This window comes from Saliphagus sp. GCM10025317 (assembly GCF_042663665.1).
Lineage (GTDB): Archaea > Halobacteriota > Halobacteria > Halobacteriales > Natrialbaceae > Natronosalvus.
In genome coordinates this window covers 2017888-2038335 of record NZ_JBHTAQ010000005.1, presented here as the reverse complement: position 1 = coordinate 2038335, position 20448 = coordinate 2017888, and the positions used below count along the sequence as shown (strand labels likewise).

Annotated in this window: 16 protein-coding genes; 8 read left to right on the top strand and 8 right to left on the bottom strand. The window is 51.8% G+C overall.

The window, feature by feature from the left end; all coding sequences use genetic code 11:
• The first annotated feature begins 81 nt into the window (after positions 1 to 81).
• The 3 genes from ACFQS4_RS11865 (at position 82) to ACFQS4_RS11855 (ending at position 5549) form a co-directional block, all read left to right on the top strand.
• Positions 82 to 3891 (top strand): helicase-related protein, encoded by a 3810-nt coding sequence (locus ACFQS4_RS11865; RefSeq protein WP_497901713.1) that lies wholly within the window; start codon positions 82 to 84, stop codon positions 3889 to 3891.
• Positions 3892 to 4205: 314 nt separating this feature from the next.
• Positions 4206 to 4886: a nucleotidyltransferase-like protein gene (locus ACFQS4_RS11860; protein ID WP_497901712.1), complete on the top strand. Its 681-nt coding sequence runs from the start codon at positions 4206 to 4208 to the stop codon at positions 4884 to 4886.
• A gap of 9 nt (positions 4887 to 4895) precedes the next feature.
• On the top strand, positions 4896 to 5549 hold the full coding sequence (locus tag ACFQS4_RS11855) for a Cap15 family cyclic dinucleotide receptor domain-containing protein (RefSeq protein WP_497901711.1): 654 nt from the start codon (positions 4896 to 4898) through the stop codon (positions 5547 to 5549).
• Between the two features lie 336 nt (positions 5550 to 5885).
• On the opposite strand, the gene ACFQS4_RS11850 is transcribed toward ACFQS4_RS11855, so the two are convergent.
• The 5 genes from ACFQS4_RS11850 to ACFQS4_RS11830 form a co-directional block, all read right to left on the bottom strand.
• Positions 5886 to 6110: a DUF8139 family protein gene (locus tag ACFQS4_RS11850; protein ID WP_497901710.1), complete on the bottom strand. Its 225-nt coding sequence runs from the start codon at positions 6108 to 6110 to the stop codon at positions 5886 to 5888.
• Positions 6085 to 7149, bottom strand: coding sequence for an endonuclease NucS domain-containing protein (locus ACFQS4_RS11845; RefSeq protein WP_497901709.1), 1065 nt, complete (start codon positions 7147 to 7149; stop codon positions 6085 to 6087). Before ACFQS4_RS11845 ends, ACFQS4_RS11850 begins: the two co-directional genes overlap by 26 nt.
• A 28-nt stretch (positions 7150 to 7177) precedes the next feature.
• Complete coding sequence (locus tag ACFQS4_RS11840; protein WP_497901708.1) at positions 7178 to 10786, bottom strand: Eco57I restriction-modification methylase domain-containing protein; 3609 nt, start codon at positions 10784 to 10786, stop codon at positions 7178 to 7180.
• Positions 10787 to 10905: 119 nt separating this feature from the next.
• The gene (locus ACFQS4_RS11835) at positions 10906 to 11277 is read right to left on the bottom strand and encodes a DUF7344 domain-containing protein (RefSeq protein WP_497901707.1); all 372 of its coding nucleotides are present in this window, start codon (positions 11275 to 11277) and stop codon (positions 10906 to 10908) included.
• Positions 11278 to 11287: 10 nt separating this feature from the next.
• Positions 11288 to 11638 (bottom strand): hypothetical protein, encoded by a 351-nt coding sequence (locus tag ACFQS4_RS11830; RefSeq protein ID WP_497901706.1) that lies wholly within the window; start codon positions 11636 to 11638, stop codon positions 11288 to 11290.
• Between the two features lie 179 nt (positions 11639 to 11817).
• On the opposite strand from ACFQS4_RS11830, the gene ACFQS4_RS11825 reads away from it, so the two are divergent.
• The 4 genes from ACFQS4_RS11825 (at position 11818) to ACFQS4_RS11810 (ending at position 15838) form a co-directional block, all read left to right on the top strand.
• On the top strand, positions 11818 to 12546 hold the full coding sequence (locus tag ACFQS4_RS11825) for a hypothetical protein (protein WP_497901705.1): 729 nt from the start codon (positions 11818 to 11820) through the stop codon (positions 12544 to 12546).
• Positions 12547 to 12798: 252 nt separating this feature from the next.
• Positions 12799 to 13716 (top strand): DNA adenine methylase, encoded by a 918-nt coding sequence (locus ACFQS4_RS11820; RefSeq protein ID WP_497903188.1) that lies wholly within the window; start codon positions 12799 to 12801, stop codon positions 13714 to 13716.
• A 204-nt stretch (positions 13717 to 13920) separates the two neighbouring features.
• Entirely contained in the window at positions 13921 to 14955 is a 1035-nt protein-coding gene (locus ACFQS4_RS11815) for a hypothetical protein (RefSeq protein ID WP_497901704.1), read from the top strand.
• 10 nt (positions 14956 to 14965) lie between these two features.
• The gene (locus ACFQS4_RS11810) at positions 14966 to 15838 is read left to right on the top strand and encodes a hypothetical protein (RefSeq protein ID WP_497901703.1); all 873 of its coding nucleotides are present in this window, start codon (positions 14966 to 14968) and stop codon (positions 15836 to 15838) included.
• 51 nt (positions 15839 to 15889) lie between these two features.
• Here ACFQS4_RS11810 and ACFQS4_RS11805 read toward each other — a convergent pair whose 3' ends face one another.
• On the bottom strand, positions 15890 to 16846 hold the full coding sequence (locus tag ACFQS4_RS11805; protein WP_497901702.1) for a hypothetical protein: 957 nt from the start codon (positions 16844 to 16846) through the stop codon (positions 15890 to 15892).
• 897 nt (positions 16847 to 17743) lie between these two features.
• On the opposite strand from ACFQS4_RS11805, the gene ACFQS4_RS11800 reads away from it, so the two are divergent.
• Positions 17744 to 18319, top strand: coding sequence for a rhomboid family intramembrane serine protease (locus tag ACFQS4_RS11800; RefSeq protein WP_497901701.1), 576 nt, complete (start codon positions 17744 to 17746; stop codon positions 18317 to 18319).
• Between the two features lie 269 nt (positions 18320 to 18588).
• Here ACFQS4_RS11800 and ACFQS4_RS11795 read toward each other — a convergent pair whose 3' ends face one another.
• Together ACFQS4_RS11795 and ACFQS4_RS11790 are read right to left on the bottom strand one after the other, a co-directional pair.
• Positions 18589 to 18855: a hypothetical protein gene (locus ACFQS4_RS11795; RefSeq protein ID WP_497901700.1), complete on the bottom strand. Its 267-nt coding sequence runs from the start codon at positions 18853 to 18855 to the stop codon at positions 18589 to 18591.
• Positions 18856 to 19262: 407 nt separating this feature from the next.
• Positions 19263 to 20261 (bottom strand): tyrosine-type recombinase/integrase, encoded by a 999-nt coding sequence (locus tag ACFQS4_RS11790; protein ID WP_497901699.1) that lies wholly within the window; start codon positions 20259 to 20261, stop codon positions 19263 to 19265.
• Positions 20262 to 20448 lie beyond the last annotated feature (187 nt).

The window sequence follows — 20448 nt, the reverse complement described above, 5'->3', positions numbered from 1 at the left end:
AAATGCAGAAACTACACCACGTACATAGTGCTGAAATAGGGAAAGTATGAAGACATCTTAATTAGAGAGACTATTCAACTGATGTTACCCTCGCTTGACGCGCTTGTAGATAACTCGAACAACACGCTCGAAGACGTTTACAAGACTGTCGTCCCCGAATGCGAGGAAATCCGCATCGCAACGGGCTACTTCTACTTATCTGGCTTCGATCTCTTCAAAGAAGATCTCGAAAATCTCCGTGATCCGGAAGAACTCGAACAAGCCCCATTTCGTATCCTCATGGGGCGAAAGACTGACCAACGTACCGTCGACGAAGTCAGCGAAGGCCAAACGCTACACGAGCAGTTCGAGCAGGAAGTGAAGGAAGACGTTGAAGATCTGAACAACGCGCAAATTGAACGACTTGACCGACTGCGAGACTTCATTGCAGAGGGGCTCGTTGATGTTCGCGTTCGAAATCCCGACTCGGGATATTTCCATGCGAAAGGCGGTTGCTTCCGCGGTGCGACGGACGACCCGAGTCTACGCAACGGTGACCGCGACCAGCGAGGCGCCGTCACTATCGTCGGATCATCGAACTTCTCACAGTCAGGCCACCGTCACAATGTTGAACTCAACCTGACCAGTCAGAACGGAAGCGACGCAGAAGCGTTTGAAGAATGGTACGACAACCAATGGGCCAACGGCGAGGAATTCTCCGAGGAAATCATCAACATCATCGAGGAGACCGATCGCTACCAACAGTGGAAGGAACAGCAGGATGAGGACGATGATGAAGTCGAGGATAAAGCAAATCTCGGAACGTATCTCGAACCGTTCGAGATGTACAAGCTCCTTGCGTACGACGAGCTGAACGGCAACGTCAGTGTCCGCGACAGCCCACTCTACTACTTCCAGACGCTTGGCTACGAAAGTGCCAAAACCAAGCTATCACAATATGACGGCTGCATCATCTCCGATTCTGTCGGCCTAGGGAAGTCGTTCATCGGAAGCGAACTCCTCTACGACTACCGGGAACAAGGTGACCATTGTCTCCTTATCGTCCCGGCCAACCTGACCGACCAGTGGCGTGATCTCCTTCAAGACGCGACAGACGAAGACGGAGACCCGTTCTTCGGACTCGAGGTTGACGGAAAACACTTGCAGGTCATGAGCATCAGCAAATTCCAGAACCTCACCCATGAAGAAGTGACCACTCTCGACGACCGATTCGATGTAGTGCTCATCGACGAGGCACACCGATTCCGGAACCACGGGAAGTGGCGACCAAACCCGGTTGACGACGACGATTACAAGGGAACTCGTCGGCATGCGAACGTGCGTCTTCTCCGGAACAACACGATGATCATGCTGACTGCGACGCCGATCAACAACTCAGCTAGCGACCTCAAGAACCTCATCGGATTGTTCACCGACGAAAACGAGCTGATGAACAAGGCATCGCTGAAATTCAGTGCTTTTGACGACTATATCGACCTCGCTGCGGAGCGTAAGCGAGTTGCTGCCGGAAAAGAGGAGGCCTCTGAGGAGGAGCAGCGCCAGATGACAGAGCAACTGAAGCGCCACTCGGATGAGATATCCGAGATACTAAACGAGGTGATGGTTCTCCGAACTCGAAAGCACGTCAAAGAGACGCTGACAGATCAAGACGAGTTCGATATGAGCTTCAAGCCGCCAGAACTCCACAAGGAACAGTACTCGCTTCCTCCCGCATACCAGCCCATTTATCGAATGTTGCCGGACGTGATGGATGCGCTCCACCTTCCACACATCACCATCAAGAATCCACAAGCAGGGGGTACACTGAAAGCACTCTACAAACTCAATCTCTTGAAACGCCTTGAGTCGTCTACCTACGCGTTCGTCCAATCGGTGCAGACCCTCCACGAGAGTGAACGGGCGCTCCTTGGGTTCCTAGATGGGTTACCGGAGGACGAAGATATCGACGTCCTACGTACGTTTGGCACCGACGAGCCTGGATCGACGCTAGAGGATTTCGTTGAAGGATCTGACGCAGCTGAAGATCTGGAGCAAACGCTTGAGGAGTTCGGCTTCGATAGTGGTGCCCTCCAGGCAGATGGGGGCGATGCAGACGACGAACTAGCCGATGCCACAGTGGGAGAAGTAAAAACGTACATCCGCGAAGACCTGACACTCCTCGCGTACTTCCTCACCCGGTTCATCGGTCGTGTAGCCCGCGACTCCGGGGCGATAGCGGACATGGAGGTCGAGCTGGAACAGTGGCTCGCTGACCATGGTGCCGCGGTTCTTCCAGACGTGCCAGAAGACGACCCAAACCCTATCCTCTATCCCCGGCATGATTTGAGCGAAGCCGATAGCGCCACCCTGGACTTCTACGAGGCCGTATTCACGCTCCGCGAGTTCCGTGACCCCAAGATTGACCGATTAGCTGATGTCCTGAACGGGTACGACCAGAAGGTACTCATCTTCACCCAGTATCGCGCGACTGCGGACTACGTTCACCGAACACTCGTCGACAACGAGTCATCACCGATGACGATGGAGAACAGTGCCGTGGTGAAGGGCGGTGACGAGAACAAGCAAGACATCATCAAACGGTTCGCTCCAGAGGCGTCAGGATACCAGCAGACGCTGGCTGAAAGTGACGAGACAGAGTTGCAGTACGTCGTCGCCACGGATACTCTCAGTGAGGGTGTGAATCTTCAAGATATCTCAGTGGTCGTAAACTACGATCTGCCGTGGAACCCCATGCGAATTGTTCAGCGTGTTGGTCGTGTCGATCGCATTGGTTCGACGGCGGACAAATACGTGCACAATTTCTACCCCGACGGAGATATCGAGGCTGCAATTAAGCTCCTTCAGCGCTTGCAGGCGAAGATCAATGACATCGCGCTCATCGTGGGCAAGGAGAACAACATCCTCGACCCGAACGAGGATGCGGTGCTGGAGAAGGCGGGGGTCGAGACGGAGAAGACAATCGGGGAACTGGAGATCGAGGAGATCGAGTCGTCAATTCGAGAGTCCCGTGAAGCGACCGACTACAACGAATTGGATGATACCTCAAAGAATCCGCTGCTACGGAACGCCGGTAGTGACGAGAACGCGGCATTCGAGCGTGTGCTACTCAAGGAAGAGCTGAACGACGACTATGGGCTCTCTTCAGAAGACTTCGAGTTTGCGGAGGACTATTTCGAGGAACAGACCGACGAGCGAGAGTTCCTCTACACGAATGCCATTGGCCACAATAGTGGCCCACGTCCGGGTGTGTTCGGCCTTGTCCATCTGTGGTTCGAGAACGAAGAGACTGGAGAACCCGAAGATGCGCCGCTCGGGCGTGTGCGGCGAGCGTTGTATTACAAGCCGTTCAGTGGTGATCTGAAGGAGCGACCTGTTGGTGCATTGGCCATCACACCGGAAACCCAAGGTGAGCAGCTTTCCGGGAACACCGACAGAGTGATTGCGAACAGAGAGTCGGTCGAGGAGCATCTCTCCCAGCGGTTAGAAGAGATACGTGAAGGCCAGGTTGAGGAGGTGTTCAGTGGCGGTGGCCAGTCCGCCACGCAGGAGATGCTCCTCGATATGATGCAGATGCGAATCCTGCCACAGTACGGTGATCAACCCGCACCCGTAGATGAGCACGATACGGTTGGGGAGTGGACGAATGCGCTATTCGACCAACTCGATCGAGTGAAGCTGGAACACACAGACGAAGACAGAGTATTGCGGGAGACCTTCCGGGAACACCCCGACTACACTTCGCTCGGCGACTGGCCGGTCGAAGAGTTCCTCATCGAACTAGGGGCATTCATCGAGGACAATATCGAAGCATCTGCGGAGTACCAGACCACTCTTGTGGGTGAGAGTGCCGTCCAGGCTCGGCTCATTTGTTGGGGCGTTATCGGCCAATAACTTATACCAATAATGTAGCCAGTAGCGCACTCGCGATTCAGTCAGCCATTGTGTCTTGAGGCTAATTCCACTCTGTATCGAGGTTTCTAATACACCCCGCCGAATTATAAGGTATTATGACAATAGACTCCGCTACACTCGATTCGTGGGCGAGTTACGAGAGCGGCGCGATACAATCGGCTCAAACGACTCATCAGCGCATTCGAAACGTCCTCAATGGAAGCCGTTCTCTGGATAGCAATGATTTCGACGATTTCCTGCAAGGCTCGTACAGAAACTACACCATTGTGCGCGGCTCAAGTGACGTTGATATAGTGGCTAAGCTCACCTCGAGCTACCGGGCAGATCTCTCTGGGCTATCAGCCAGTGAGAAACAACGATGGCAGAACCAGAAAACTGGGGTGAGCTACAGCTGGCAGGAGTTCCGGTCAGATGTCGTTGGTACGCTCGAAGATCGGTATGGGAGGGGTGCAATCAAAGAAGGCAACAAGGCTATTGAGGTGAACACTTCAGCGCTTCCCCTGAACGCTGACGTGCTGGTCTGTCAACAGTACCGTAAGTACTACTCATATCCTACCGGTTACTACGAGGGTGTCGTTTTCTGGGATACTAGTGGAAACCAGGTTGTTAATTATCCAAAGCGCCATATTGGACGAGGCAGTTCAAAAGAGTCCGACACTGGAGGCCGATTTAAAGAAACAGTTCGTATGTTCAAACGTGCCAGAAACTACCTCGTGAAGCAGAGCGAACTCAACAAAGACACCGTAGCGTCGTACTTCCTCGAGAACTTGCTCTACAACGTGCCAGACGGAAGATACACCTACGACAAACGCGACCGATTTGAGAAGATTCTCAGCTATCTTCAGGTCACAGATTATTCCAATTGGGAATGCCAGAATGGTGTAACAGACCTGTTCGGCAGTGGGGATACAAAATGGAGCACTCAACATGCAGACAACTTCGTGTACAAACTCACTGACCTTTGGCAGAGGTAGTGACTGACGATGCATACCTACTCTACTGACAACGACAAACGGCCACTGGTATACGCGATTCTCGGTGTCACTGCCTACCTTGCCCTCGGGTTCGTTGGATCGCTAATCACACAACTCTCTGCATACCTACCTATCGTAGCCGGCATTGGTGTAACTTGGACACTCCTCTTCGGAGTTGCTCTTGCTCTCTTTAATTTCTGGGGTTGGAAGACTCGCGTACCTCGTTGGATTAACCTCGTCAGAGTTCCCAATTTGAATGGACGCTGGGAGGGATACATTCAGACATCATACCAGGGAGACGACATCCCCGATGCTGCTCTCCACGAGTTGAACAACCCAGAGACAGATATGACCAAACTGACCGCGGCAATTGAAATCGATCAAAATTGGCGTAAGCTCAACGTTCGGTTGGAAACTGAGTCCTCGTCGTCGGATAGTTCTGGGGCAACGATTCTTACGGACGATGGGAAGTGGCCCTCGCTATCATACCAGTACGAAAACGAACCAGATCCAGACACACCGGGGGAGATGGTACTGCACTACGGTACAGCGAACTTAGAGCGGAAGCGAGAAGGCAATTGCGAAGTCTTAGAAGGAATCTACTACACAGGCCCTGGTCGTGGGAACTATGGCAAAATGCGTTTTGAACGTCCAGCGGAGTAACTTTAACACTGTACACTCAAACGATAACTATGGCTGATACGAAGCTCTGTCCGCGGTGCGACGGGAGTGGTTCCCTCGTCCAGAATGGCCAGTTCAATCAGTGTCCAAAGTGTGACGCGAGTGGAGTAGTTGAGAAAGGAGCGCACGAAAAGCTCCCCAAGGAACAACGACAAGCTCTCGGAACGGGTGGTGGAGCATTAGCAGGGTTTGCTGCTGGTGGGCCAGTTGGTGCTGCTATTGGGGGTGCTCTGGGGCTCTGGCTTTCCTCTGACGACTCAGATGAGGGTGTTTCTGGAAGATAGTACTGTACGATTCGGACGTAGCACAAACACGGTTCTATTCAAGGGGCGGTCGTAAGTCACGCCACCGAAAATCCAACTGTACGCCTGAGTCCAATTGAACACGGTAGAGGAACGAATCCCGCTCATCACCAGTGGAAGCGCCTGCATCGTCCAGAAGTACCTCAGTAACTTCTCCATGCTCACCGTGGTGCCGGTAATCCGGATCGTCCTTATCGGGGATATCAATTCGCACTCTATCCCCAGTTTTGATACTTTGCATACTCGAACTCACCAGTCGATATCACCAACCTCTGACCGTCGGATTCGGACAGGCTCATCTCGTGTCCAGAGTGTAGCCAGTACGGGTATCCATTGACATTGAATTCACGACCGGTCGCTTGTTCGAGTACTTCTTGGGCGAGAGCAGTGAACGAGTACTCTACACCGTTTTCTAGCCACTCGACGTTGTCACTCCGTCCCGTCTTCCCAGTGATCCGGCCTCGCCAGAAGTCGTCCTTTGGGTTGTACTCGCGCTCAGCGTCGTCGGGTAGGCTTTCATCGTCGAACAGGACGATGTCCCCCTCCGCGACGAGACCTGCCTCAAGCAGGACAGTGATTGCCCTCTCGGCTCGACTCGATGACCGGCTCTGTTGACGTTCCTTCTGTCGGCGCTTGGCCATGTACTCCTCGGCCTCTGGGATGGGGAGCACTTGACGGGCACTGACGAAGGCCTCTTCGCCGCGTTGGTGGATGTCTAGTTCGATGCAGGTGATGTCCATGCCGTACTCGCGTTCAAGCCAGACGACGGGGGTTGTGATCTCGGGGCCAAAGCTCCCCGCGGCGAGCAAAATCCGTGGTCGGTCATCTAGGACGAAGTCGGCGTAGCCGTCTTCGGTGGTGGCGACATCCTCACCGAGGAACTCCCTGAACTGCTCGCCCACCTCCTCGGGTGTGAGCTGGTCGTCCTTATCGCGGCGGTTGTTCCAGAACGCCCGGTAATCCTGCTGGAGTTCCTCTGCACTGATAGTTGAGCAATAGCTCGCGTATTTGATGGCTTGGAGGTCAGTCGTCTTGTCTGCACTGTCTCGCTTAAGTTCAATTATGACGAGCTTCCCATCAGGGTCGAGCGCCAACACGTCGGGGCGTTCGGCAGTTCGGTCGAACTTGGCGTACTGGGAGGCAACCACAAGTAGGTCTTCGCCGAGTATCGACGGCGTCTTAATGATCCATTCCTCAATATCGGCCTCGGTCAGGCTGAGGGCACCGAAGCTAGTGGGTTCGAGTGCTGTGACACCTTCATTGTTAACATGATAGACCATTCGTTGGTGAACAGTGTTGTTGTTGGTTTTATTTGAACGGCCCGTCCGACTCTAACTGATCAAACTTCTCGAACACCATATCGAAGTACTCCTCGGTCATCATGCGCGGATTCGATACTCGGTGGAAATCATCAAGAATGAATTCTACATCCCGTCGTTCTAATCCGTATGCATGGAATGCAGCAGCGTCAATCTCGGCTTGCAACTCATGTCGTTCCTGTTGGTCAGTCGCAGGCTCAATGGCACCGAGTCGTTCACGCATCTCCGCGAAGTCGTCACCATAACAGTTCAGACGAGCAGCACGCGTGGAAATATACTCGAAATAGTCGTCACTCTCCGTCAGGTGAGGAACCTGAGACTCTTTAAATTTATAAGTGACAACGTGAGTGTCCACCTTGGTTCTCAGGAGGTAATCAAACGGAAGCGAGTTAATCAATCCCAAGCCCGCAAACAGTTCACGGTCTGTGAATATTTTCGTGTAGAACTCGTGTAGATACTCATCGCCAAGTCCCTCTTCATACGGCTCAATTCGATAGTTCCGGATTGTACGAAGCGAGTTGTGGCAGACGACTCCCTTTGGAATTACAGCTGCAATCAGGGTTCGCTCGTTAGTCGCATTAGTAATATCTCTAAGAACGATTCGGTACTCCGTGCAGTCCAACCGCACATCATCTTCGGAAAGGGGTTTGTCTCGATGGTCTTCCAGTAATTGGTTTACAAATCCCTTCTGCGAGCCAGTGCCATCGAATTCTTCGTAGATGGCTGTTTTGAGATCACGAATTGTCTTTTCACGCATTCGTTGCTTGGCACTTCGTTCTGGATCGGTTGACTCCTCCACACTCCAGAATTCGGGAGTGGCGATATCTATGAAATCTGAGGTGTAGCTGTACTGGTAGATATTTTTGCCTCCGTAGACGGGATACTCACCCTCCTCTTCGTCAACAAAGCGATCGGAGTCGCTTGTCCGTCGAAGCCCCTGATATGGCTCCATGTACCAACCTGAGGCCTCTCTGTCTCCAAGTGGGGGGTTTTCAATGATTTGTTGTAGAACTTCGAGTTTACGATCGGACTCAATATAGGGAAATATGCCTGCTTCGGGTGAATACTGTTCAAGCACAGCTCGCGGGATTTCTATAGCTTTACTATCGAAGCTCTCGAGAATGCTTAAGTCTCCTTTTGAATACTTACCAGCAACAGAGTCGGTCGAACCTTGATTTTTGAAGGTAACGATTCCAAATTTGTACCGGTTGTCTACTTGATCAAAAATACCGTGGTTCTCATAGATAGTCAGTACGTCTAACCTGGTATTGTTTAATAGGTTGTTCCGCAAATCTTTGCACGAAGCGCCATTGAAAATGGCTCCTGGGAGAATCTGGGCGACATACGAGGATTCCCCAGCTAGGCTAAACACTCGTTCAAAGAATAGTGACGAAAGGTCGTTTGGATTGGGCTTGACACGACCGTCAATTTCGGGCCTTTGAAGAGTGTATTCAGGGCTGTTTTTGAAGTACTCTGCCCGTGTCTCCATTTCTTCCTGATACTCTTGCCATCCCTCCGAAATCTCCTCGTTAGAGAGAAGTTCCTCCTCTTTCTTATCTTTCTCGTCCGGCGGTCGTGTCCGGAACGTTTCATCAAACTTGGAAAAGTAATCGTCACGAAGAGGCTTGAGGCGATCCCACGGGGGATTTCCTATTACAACACTAAACCCACCGTCTTTATAAACAGGAGCGAACTCCAGCACCCAATGGAACGGGTTGAAATCAGCAAGCTCGTTTAGACCAACGTTCTCTAATCCCGCAGAATGGAATTGCTCCAGAATTTTCTGGTTTAATTCCTCACTATGGGCCTCAATGCACGACTCTGCGAGGTGCCGTGCATTCATTGCTTCAGTCCCACTGGTTGCCTTCCGATGACGTTCAATCGCCTCTATTACGTCCTCATAAAGCTCCTGAACACTAGTTCCGGTTCCCCCACCCCAATTAGTAAGCGAGGCATCTCCATCATCGGTCATTTCAAGCAGATCGGTGAACCCGATCAGGGAGTTCCCTTGACGAATGTTGAAGTCGATGTTGGGCAGTGGCTCCACCTCACTGGGCTCATCCTCAATGTCAGCAACCATCGAGAGCCATAAACGCAGCTTACAGATTTCGACCGCTCCGTCGTCGATGTCCACTCCGTAGAGGTTGTTGAGGATAATTGATCGCTTCGCGTACAGGGAAGCACCCCCGTGTCCCTCTCCAATCGTCTCCAGTTCCTCGACAGTGCGCTCCTCCAGTTCCCAGGTTTTCCCTTCGTCGTCCATCTGCTGGAAGAACTCGATGCACTGCATGTAGATGTCCAGCAGCACTTCTTGAGCGGCGAGCAGGAACGCCCCGCTCCCAACCGCTGGGTCGAGGATTCGAGCTTCCTTCAGGAAGTCGTGATACAGCGTCTCCACGTGCCGTGTCTCGACGTTCTCGGTTGGAACCTGCGTCGTGACCACTCCCCCATCGGCTAGTGCCTCCACGCAGCTCTCAGCGTCCGGAGCGGGGAACCCAAACACATCGTCTATCTCTTCGTAGTTGGCGCCAACTTCCTCGTTGAGCTGGTCGAGAAGATACGGGTGAATCGTACGTCGGGACATGAACCCGGTGATCTCCTCGGGCGTGTAGTACGCCCCCATCTCCTTCTGGTTGACCGTCTGCTCGAAGATATGGCCGAGGATGGCCGGCGAGAGGTTCTTCGGATCGACGATGTCGAGCCGCTCGTCGACGTTCCAGTTCCAGTCCGAGAGGAAGTCTAGGATGTCACCGAACAGTTCGTTGGTGCGCTCGGTCGTATCCCCGAGGCGAGCGTCCTCGAACTCCTCCTCGATTGGGTTCTTCGAGAACAGGCCGCCGTTGAGGTACGGGAGTGCCCCGAACTCCGTGCTCTTCTTGTTCTCGGCGAGGAAATCGAAGAACAGCGGCTCGTAGAACTCCTCGTAGACGTCCTCAGCCTCGTCTACGCGTTGATTGTGGTGGTCGTGGAGATAGTTCGGGTCGCGGTCGAGCAGGCGTTTCTCCTGGATGAAGTAAAGGAAGATCATCCGGTCGAGGGTGACCTGGACGTACCGCTGCTTGGCGTCACCACGGTCGTCAGGGATACCGGCGACTTCCTGCACGAGGTCGGTTCGAAGGGTCTCGAACTGCTGGTAGAACTCCTTGACGACCTGCTTGGTGTCGTAGAGGTCGTCATATATCGCAGCTGCTGAGCCGTATTCGAGGCTGTTGAGCTTCTGAAGGATTGTGTTCTTCTCGCCGCCTTCGCTGGTCATCTGTTCCTTCGTGAAGGAGAGCTTCTGGTGCTTGATGCGCCCGTGTTGTTGTCCGTCGAGCGCTCGAATGCGAGTGAGGAATGTGAACTCCTCGTAGTCGTTGGTGGCGACGAGGTTAGTTCGACGGCGTCGGTCGTCTGGTTTGAAATCTGAAGCAGATTCGCCCGCACCAGCCTCGATGAGCACAATGAACTCTCGGTCGGTCAGTTGGAGGACGAGTTCGTTGTCTTCACCGAGGTTTTCACGGACTTTCAGACCACGTTTTTCGAAGGTAGAGGCGACATCGGAGAGCGAATCCCAGCCAGCGATGTCCTTCGCTGTAATCTGCTGGAGTGTATCCATGGGCTAAACTTCTACCAGGGATACATAAAACTAGACACACTGGGATGCTGGTGGTACATCATCGTAGGAAAATAATGTTCTCAGATGATATGTGTCTTGAATCCGATAGACCACAAGTACTAATCCAATTCGTTGGCGAACGCTTCGTGAGCCCGGTACACTGCATGTAGTTCAGGCCTGATTTTCACTGTTTTCGCTCGTTCATCATACTCGAGGAGACAATTTCTGTTGTCATCCTCGCTATTGTCGAATTTGGTCAGGTGTGACTGAATGAGAGACACGTAACAGGCATTTCTGTCGCCCTGAGAAATGGCGTCTGCGATGTCCCTGACATCGACTATGGTACCAGGTTCAAATTCAACGAGAAACTCGATGATGCGCCGCCTCCTCTCGTTTGCGAGGAGGTCGTAGGCATAGGCAGGATCGATTTTACTAGCTGACTGGTTAGGCTGTGGTTCGATAGCGTCTCGTAGGCGTTTGAGCAGTTGCATCAAGCGATTCCTATCCACAACTGCTCAATGCGTTGGTATAAAAGCGAAGACCAGGAGACTCTTTCCACCAACCAGACTCGACCAACTCATCTGTCGCGCACACCTCACAAACCGCTGCTTCCCGTGTCTCGACATCAGTGGGGTGTCGAGGAGTCTTACCACCAAGGTGAGACCAACCCCGCTCAGTGATGTGGACATATTCGTGGGCGATCCCAGGTTGCTCGATCATGCCCAGTTCTTTCAGGTTTTTCAGTACGGTGCGATGTCTTTCGGTATCGTACTCTCCATCAAGACGCTTGTCGACGAGACGCTTGAGCTTATGATAGTCGACTGGATCGTAGTGGGCGACGATCTTGAGCATCACTAGTTCTGCTGGTTGAGGAGTCGAAGGCATACATGTGGTTAGTATCGATAGCGTATCTATACGATGGGTCTAAGCGTTATTACAGGATGACCTCGATACATAGAGTTGGTCTAAAAATGTCAACCTATTGTTTTGTTCGGGTCTAGCTATACAGGTGGAGGGCAATACTCAATAAGATGTCCTCGTTGGTCGATATTCACCCAACACTACAGTTGGATCATACTGTCGAGCGAAAAAACGAATCACAACAGCATTGGGCAATCAAGGCTGCAATCAGCGACAGACTCCATTCAGATCCTGCTTGCGTGGGTGCCATCGAGACGGAGAAGAAAACGTCCGATTTGATTGGAGATATCCGCTGTAAGCTCTCCGAGTCTCCACCCGATATGCCGCACCGGTTTGTCGTCGAGATCGAAACTCCCGCGTCGAACAAAGATCGGTTGCGAGCTACTATTGACCATCTCCGGTTTGGATACGCTGTTTACTGGGTATTCACTATAGCTGCTCACGAAGCTCGACGGGAGGTAGAGGATCTTTTGGCCGAATTTATGACCACGAGGCCGTCACTGGGCGTTGCCTCGCTTGCGGACGGCGAACTCGCGCTGGGCACTCCAATTGTCTGGGATGAATTCTCTTCACCAGATCCATGGCTGGGGCGGCACGAACTGTATGTTCCGACCTACAACCGACGGGTCGACTGTTTTGACCATGGTGACTTCGTGGTCGATGGTGACCGTGTGGCGATCTTTCGCCAGCCCGGCAGCGAAGAACTGTACGCAAGTCGGTATCTTGAAAACGGTCAGCAGACGCTTCCTGAGCGTTCTCCTTGGCAAAAAGTCCAATTTCAGGAGAATATTCGAGAGGGCGTGATTGAACGAGTCTCTCCGGTACGAGGCCCGCCATGATGCAATTAAAGCTACAGGGAATTACTGTTCAGGATTCCGGAGCTGTTGGCTGAAAAGGATATCGCGATTCGATCGAAACCGCCTACTTATTGGAACATATCCACTCATAGGTTGCCAACACTCCGTGACAGAATCTGGTCTACGACGCTACAGCTGATTGAATTCCAACGATCGTTTACCGCCTCTGATGTTCGGGACGCCATTGACGGCGAGCCACCTTCCGAACGGACAGTGCGGAACACTCTCAATGCGATGGAAACTCTGGGTCTTCTCGGAAGTGAAGGTGGAACTGGAAGCGCTCCACACCGATACTATCCTCAAGACCCTGGCCCAGCAGAGGTGAGCTCTGGATACACGCCCCGAGAAAGTACCCAATCAGGTACGTTTCCGTATCCCGGTGGGAAAGGAGGGATCTCCGACTGGATTGTCGACACGATGCCAGCTCACGATACGTACGTCGAGGTGTTCGGTGGTGGAGCAGGTGTTATGTTCAACAAGCCCCGGTCGAAGTACGAGATTTATAACGATCACAACGAAGATCTGACGCAATTCTTTACAGTCCTGCGAGACCAACCTGATGAACTATCCGAATGGCTTCGGGCAGTTCCGTATTCACGGGCGCAGTACGAGCAATGGGTAGCAGAATTTTATAACGGGGTGCGTCCAGAAGATCCAATCGCACGTGCAGGCCGATTCTTCTCACTGCGTTATATGCAGTTTCTCGGCATCGCATCAACACCAAATGGTTTCAAAACACGCGCACGCCGGTCACCCGCACGTACGTTCGACAATGCACGAAAACGAATCCACTCACTTGCTCGCCGGTTCGATCAAGTCACTATCGAGAGTCAGGACTTCCAGGCAATCCTTGAGAAATACGATGATTCCGCTGTAGATGTCCTCTACTACGCTGACCCTCCTTATGTTGGTGGAGAAGATCAATACAATGGGGAATTCGACCATGACGTCTTCGTCGACTGTCTCCGCGATATTGAGAATGACTGGATGGTTTCGTGCTCGACGATTCCTGAGGGACTCTCCGAATACACGATTGTAGAGCAGCAGAGTCGTCATCGCATGACACGAAGTTCGGACGAGGTCAGCGAGAGGGTCGTCTGCAATTTCGACCCCGAAGAGCGATCGGCATTCGCCAGCACCACCAGTAACTGATCGTTATTCGGTCTCCATTTGATACTCCTACACCACTATTCTTGTTGGACTGAAAATCCGGATTTATCGCGTCAATACGGATGTAACCCCCTCGAAAGCAAGATACAGTAGTGAAAGCACGAGGAGTGAAAGGAGCTGGACTGAAACCGGATGACCAGTTTCCATAGAGAAGAGTTTTATTTTCGGATGTATTAATCTGAATAGATGTCGCTGAATAGTCCCTCCAAACCACCTGCTTCAGAACGGCCAAATCGTTTGTCGACGGTAACAACGACCCAAGATCGGCAGCCAGAACTCTGGGAAGACAGCCAACACGACTTCGACGGATTTGCACGGCTACTCAATACTCTCGCTGAGAAAACGACCACCGATGAAGCGGTCAACATCTGTCTCCTCGCCGAATGTATTGCAGACCACTTTGCACGAGGATACACGACAATCGAAGCTGAGACCACTACTATTGACCTCGCCCGAGGACATAGTGATCTAAATCAGCTCATTTCACCAAGCACATTAGAACGGGCAGAAGCCTTGGATGTCATCGAATCCCCGACGATATACGATGGATCGATCAAGGTTCCTCGTCACAAAATTGCGCGACGAACTCTTTGGGACTTGGGCCCGATGGCGAAGAAGCACCTCGACATGCAGGCGATTCGGGGGTTTGATGAAGAAACCGCTACCCTCCGATCTGATGCGAACGAAGGGATCGCCCATCGATACATCCTCCGCCTTACTGAACATACATACGTTGGTTCCGGCAAGCGGGTGGAAACGTACGTCAAAGCAGACTACGTCGCGGACGTTTCTCAAAACCTCGAAGAGAAAGTCTACGATATGGTTGCCTACAACGAGAACGGTTCAGTGTACGCAACCTGTGAGATCGAGATGCGACCGGGTGACCGAGCCCACGTCACAGATGACGCTCGCCTTCAAGCGGCGCTCCCGGGCGACAGTGACTGGGTGGTATATCGTAAGCAGGACGTCAACAGACTGCTCCACACGTTGGTTCAGGATGGAGCAATCGTTTTGCCACCTGGCCATCCTGGGTGGGGTGACGCACTGGATTTGAGTACGACCAGTGCTATGGAGCGTCTCCAACGAGTGTTTGAGGCCTCAGATGGGACTGTCCCCACGCTTCAAAGCCCGATCATCACCTCAGTGAACACCGCGGATAACGTCCGGGCAATGGCACAAGATCGGCGCCCAGACGTGTTCCAGGAACTTACTCTTGAATAGACTCTCATTCATGACTGACGACTCGTACGATAGCGCCGATGAAAACGACGGGAAGTACAGTACCGAGACGGAGATGACCTTCGAGGGTTTGCTAAAAACAAGTCTTCGAGAGCGAGCTGAACACAAACAAATACTATCTGATGCTGCCGAGAATCCACAGCAATCATCTGAATCAAAATTCGGTGAAAAGACCACTCGAACCTCTGACGAGCAGGAGCGAGAAGAATCGGCTAGTAATCAGCGAATGGCCTTGGCGACGTCAATTGGGAAGGCACACGTATCGAATCGTCCATCTCTTACACTCGCAGGTGGTGAAACGAAAGCGATCGGCCACCATACCACCTACGAACTTGCTCGGACGGATGTTAACAACCGAACGTACTACTACGTGGCTCAGACGACCGACCAGTCCTACGAGCGCCATCATGCGGAACTCGCAATCAAAGATTTTGGGACGACTTGGTCGTACGATGTCCCCGAAGCAGATCAGGAGGCTATCCAGCAGGCAATCAGGGAACAACGGCAACGAGACCTTCGAGCGGGCCGAGAGCCCGTTGAGTGGCTCACAAGCGCTCAACTTGACACTGTTTCCGAGTGGTATCGAAGCCGAACAGAGTTGGAATTCCTCAATTTAGAAGAGAGGCATCGAAAGGACGAGGAGAGCATTCACGTCGTCGACCAGTACTTGATCGCAGATATGGACAGAAAGATGCTGCTTTCTGGTGGTGACCTTCGAGAACTTACTGACAGGCAGGTCACCGTTGTGCTTGAAAACCTCATAGACATAGTTCATCCCAATATTGAGCTCCTGCCTGCGCTGGATACCAATCTTCGTCAGAGGATGGAATATCCACTTCTCGCCAGGATAACGTTTGACGAGTGAATATTCTTAGCATAGGTCAATAATAACCAACACTCGTCAGTTAGCGCTGTTCTACCAGTCTTCAACCCAGTACTTGTGGTCAGCCCATTCATCTCGCACTAACGAACGCCAGGACTCGTTTCCAATATCTTTCTCCTCCGCAAAGTGAATGAGATACGAGAGATAGATCACGCCAGCTCTTTTTGATCCATGCGTCGTCATATAGTTTGTCGTCCGGTCGGCCATCCCAATCAACATACTGTCACGATTATCGATATTAGAATAGAACACGGTTTTCTTGACCACAGGTGATTCCTTTTCTCCATCATTCAATCCATCAGTTGCTTTTGGGAAGCACGACTTCAAATCTGGATGCTCATCGGTGACTTTCGACTTGTTAAATCTCGTCGCTTTTTGTTTTTCCTCAATAATCCGATCATAAGCCTTGTTCGGCTTGAAATCAGGATCAATCGACGGGTGCGGATACCAAACATCGAGATCCTCACCATACTGAAATTTGTACCGGCGCTTGGACGACGAATGCCGATCAAGAGCATCAATAGCCTCGTCAAGGAACCGTTCCGGAATGGTGTCAAGGTTCGCCAACCGATGATGCAGAAATCCACGTAGAGCCGCCACACTCGGCTCCTTTCGTTCCTTTACTATCTCGTTCCAATCTTGCGCGTCGGGGTCAAGCTCGAGGTCGTGATCGACGGGCAGCTTGTTTGGATCTATTTCCAGCTCGGCACCATCAGCATTGCCCGTTGTATTCCTACTCTCATCGGTCTTACTCGACTCAGCACTGTTATTCGTGCTGGCCGTATCCGTACCGTCCAGTAGTGCCTCACATAGTCTATCGAGCTGCTCTGTCTGCCTCTGGTTCATTTTCAGTAGCTCGCCGCGGTCGTCATAGGCAGAAATCATCTTCTCAAGCATTTCGCGTTTCGAGCAGCCCTGTTGCTCAGCATGAGTATCGACGATCTCGGCAGCGTCAGCGGAGATCCGCCGACGCTTAGGTTTTCCAGACATACCTAATCGAGTCTACCAAGCCTTCTACCAAATATAAGGACTTTCAAACGTCAACTGATGCTCAACTAGACACTCAGTTTCAATCTCGCTTCAACGACCCCATTAGTGTCCCACAACTCACGACCGGCATTATATGAGGTATCCGAACTGAAACAGTTGTCTGAATAATCTGAACTCACTTACATCGCTTGATTCAACTCAAGTAGGACGAGATAGTGGGACGGCTATTTAAGTTAGATGGGACTTGGTAGAGAACTGAAGATGAAGGAGATACTGGCCAATAGGTAGGCAGAGGGGTCAGGGGGTTCTCAGGAATCCGACTACTACAGCACCGCACGCGCCAAAACTAGATCTCGGATAACGCAACCGGAGAACGTCTCGGAAGGCAGCCTTCGGTTCGTACCTCTCCTCTCTCTACCTTGCAGGACAGCCTACAGTATCTTTTAGATATATGAGTATATAAACGTTTGTGAATAGAGTATTCAAAAAGATTAAAACGAAAATCAGCTGATATAACAAACACAGCCAAGCCGACAAAGATGATTGATCCCTCTCGAAAACTTCAGCGTTAATTCTTTGTCAAAATCTATCGGACTAAACTCTCGATACAAGTATTAACAGCACACCCGACCGACTAGTACTTTTGACCCCCTCTCCCACTAACTCTGCCGTATTTTCTTCATCTTCAATTTCCTAATCTATCCCATCCAACTTAAATACCCATTCCATATTTGTCAATACCTACAAAAGCGATCTCCACTTACTTTCCAGACTACTTTGAGTACCTAGTGCTGGGTCTAGTGAGGTTTTGTCTGGTAACATGCCTTCACCGAGATAGCAGTCTGCTCAAAGAATGACCGAGAAATATTTGCCAAGGATGAATCAATTAACGTGGTAGTGACGATTGACGACATACCGTGGATCACGTTTGCCCTCACGCTGGGGATGGTGGTCATCTATTTCGTTTCGCCCGCTATCACGCCTCTTTCCTACACTGTTCTCGCCCCGTGGATGCACGCGAGTTTTAACCACCTGTGGCAGAACCTACTCGTATTCGTTCTGGTCGGTACGTGGGTTGAGAGGCGTGTGGGCTGGGTCACGTTCCTATTTTTCGCGGTGATGATTCCCTACCTCGCCCTCTATCTACCAGTAGTGCTCAAGTACGGCGAACTGTCGAGAGGTGCGAGCGGGCTGACTATGGCGTTGACTGGATACATTGTTCCGGTCTTGCTCGTCCTCCTTGTGGGGCACATTGACTCCTTTGAGTTCGATGCCAGGGAAGTGGCCGTCGGACTCGGAATTCTGCTCATCTTGGTCTACCTGACCGCAGACTCTTGGGTTACAGTCCAGCGGTTCGTAGGTCTTGAGCCACGACCTGATGGCGTGGCGGTGTCGGCGCATACGACCGGGCTTGTTCTCGGAGTACTGTGGTTTGGGTGGCGGGCATGGCGGCACGAGCTGGCCGGCGGATGAGAACTTCTCGTGGGGCATACTATGCAAGAAATCGAGGGGTCGGTGAGACGCTATCGGTGTGGATGACATCCGAGATCACCTGCCGAAAAACTTGCCGTCCTCGTTTACGAGGCTCTACTTCTCTTCCTCATTCGAAATCGAACACCTGATCATCAGCCCAGTCCACAACCCAGTTAGCGAAATCAATGTAGAGCGTGTATGCAGCATGACAACATCGTCTGTTGTACAATTAAATCAGTGAATCATCGACCCACTATACGTGCCTGCGGTCAATCTATTTTCAGATGTGGTTTGCACCCTTCTTGCATACTAATCCACCTGTTCCATCCTGCTTTTATTCCTTGCTCTTGTGAGAACCCCTTCAAATGATCAGCCAATTTCTCTGGCTCATCCCAGTGAGAATAATTGCTGAACTCTTCCATCTGTTGGGCCTTTCTAATTTTCTCCATGACGGTATTAAGAGCGGAGCTATCCGGATCGAATCGGGTTTTCAATTCGGATTCTATTTCGTCGCCGTTTTTTTCCGGGTAGACCATACCATGTCAATTAATTTCTGTCAAATAAAACTACTGGACTGAGCGATCACCCCTTCGTAAACTGGGCTATATCCCATGCAACATTCGCGCTGTCTATTCAGCACGACTTCTCGAAGAGATACGCTGATTGGTAGGAATTCCAGCGGTCAGTTTGCAGACATAGTTACCGAATCACCTGTTTCAGTTTCAGGTGCGAGACTGAATAACGAAATCGTGCTACTATCTACTGTTACCCTCGTTTTCGACGAACGTCTTGTGAACTGTACCGACGATTTTCCTTTCTGTCGAGCGTAGTCTTCGTCCTCAGGTCTTGTATCGAGTAGTTCGCCGATATCTTCGTTTGGTTCGTGAGGATGCAAGTTATCGAGGAATGGGGTGTTTCCCGGTAAGTAGGTGCTGGTTAGATGCTAACCATCAATCCCAAATTCCTCTCGTCGCAGCTTACGTTTCTCTGATTTTGTACGCTGATCGTAGTGTTCCTTCATTGTCCGCACCGACATGTCGACCCGATCTGCAACCAATTCTTCCCGATGCCCCTCATCCAGCAGATACGTCACACTGGATCGGCGGAGATCGTGCGGGGCAATACTTGACGGGCAGCGCGCGGCGTGCAGACGTGTTGTGGCTTCACACTCAGTGATTTCACGATCGTGAGGACATTCATTGGTGTAATCGCATGGGCGAGTGATCTGGTTCACATGATCTCGAAGATTTGAGTGACTCGCTCTTCCTTGTTCAGTAGTGAAGAGTGGTGTCCGGTCATAGTCGTCTGTGACATCATCACGTCGACCATCAATGTAGTCGTCCAAGAACGAACAACACCAGAGTGCCAGATTGACTTCGCGTTCACTGTTCTTCTGGTTTTTCAGCGGCGTTTCTGTCTCGGGCCGATGATGCAACTCCACGTAGTGATCTTCGGGATGGTAATCATCCAAATCGATTGATCGGAGCGCGCCGAGTCGCATCCCAGTGTGCCAGAGGAACGCAAAAGCGGTGTGTCGAAGGGACGCATATTCGTATTTCTCGAGGTGCGATAGGATTTGTTGTGCTGTCTCGACAGTGATTTTCGAGTTACGACTTGCGTCGTCGGGTTGCGCGACTGTCATTCCATCGGCAAGACCGTTAGTGACCAATCCTCGGCTTTGTAGCCAGCGAACAAACACACGAAGAACGGTCATCTGGTTATAGAGCGTGACTTCGCCGACCTCGAGCTGTCGCTCAAGTCGAAAATCGGAAATATCGAATCCGTCGATGTCGTTCACGTACTCGATGTTCTGGTCGTCACACCAGTGCCACCACTGCTTCAGGAGCGATCGGTGGTTGTACAGTGTGGCGCGCGCGACGTCGGGTTCGCGTTCTTTGATGTAGCGTTCCGCGGCTTCTTTCGGGGTTAGCTGTCGTGTCATAGTGGTCGTGCGACCACGAGATTGTGAGTCCCACGCTGCGACGGCATCACCCAATTACCCACGTGACTCGACCGCATTGAGTGCAAGCGCGCGGTGGCGTGATCGCCACGGGTCTGCGATGCCTGCCTGGTTGGTCAACTGCGATGGTCGATACACCTCCAGACACGGAAGCGCAGGCGCGCAAGCG

Bases quoted from the DNA above. Each gene is read 5' to 3' on its own strand.
- ACFQS4_RS11865 (WP_497901713.1), top strand. From the start codon at position 82: ATGTTACCCTCGCTTGACGCGCTTGTAGATAACTCGAACAACACGCTC.
- ACFQS4_RS11855 (WP_497901711.1), top strand. From the start codon at position 4,896: ATGCATACCTACTCTACTGACAACGACAAACGGCCACTGGTATACGCG.
- ACFQS4_RS11850 (WP_497901710.1), bottom strand. From the start codon at position 6,110: ATGCAAAGTATCAAAACTGGGGATAGAGTGCGAATTGATATCCCCGAT.
- ACFQS4_RS11845 (WP_497901709.1), bottom strand. From the start codon at position 7,149: ATGGTCTATCATGTTAACAATGAAGGTGTCACAGCACTCGAACCCACT.
- ACFQS4_RS11840 (WP_497901708.1), bottom strand. From the start codon at position 10,786: ATGGATACACTCCAGCAGATTACAGCGAAGGACATCGCTGGCTGGGAT.
- ACFQS4_RS11835 (WP_497901707.1), bottom strand. From the start codon at position 11,277: ATGCAACTGCTCAAACGCCTACGAGACGCTATCGAACCACAGCCTAAC.
- ACFQS4_RS11830 (WP_497901706.1), bottom strand. From the start codon at position 11,638: ATGCTCAAGATCGTCGCCCACTACGATCCAGTCGACTATCATAAGCTC.
- ACFQS4_RS11825 (WP_497901705.1), top strand. From the start codon at position 11,818: ATGTCCTCGTTGGTCGATATTCACCCAACACTACAGTTGGATCATACT.
- ACFQS4_RS11820 (WP_497903188.1), top strand. From the start codon at position 12,799: ATGGAAACTCTGGGTCTTCTCGGAAGTGAAGGTGGAACTGGAAGCGCT.
- ACFQS4_RS11815 (WP_497901704.1), top strand. From the start codon at position 13,921: ATGTCGCTGAATAGTCCCTCCAAACCACCTGCTTCAGAACGGCCAAAT.
- ACFQS4_RS11810 (WP_497901703.1), top strand. From the start codon at position 14,966: ATGACTGACGACTCGTACGATAGCGCCGATGAAAACGACGGGAAGTAC.
- ACFQS4_RS11805 (WP_497901702.1), bottom strand. From the start codon at position 16,846: ATGTCTGGAAAACCTAAGCGTCGGCGGATCTCCGCTGACGCTGCCGAG.
- ACFQS4_RS11795 (WP_497901700.1), bottom strand. From the start codon at position 18,855: ATGGTCTACCCGGAAAAAAACGGCGACGAAATAGAATCCGAATTGAAA.
- ACFQS4_RS11790 (WP_497901699.1), bottom strand. From the start codon at position 20,261: ATGACACGACAGCTAACCCCGAAAGAAGCCGCGGAACGCTACATCAAA.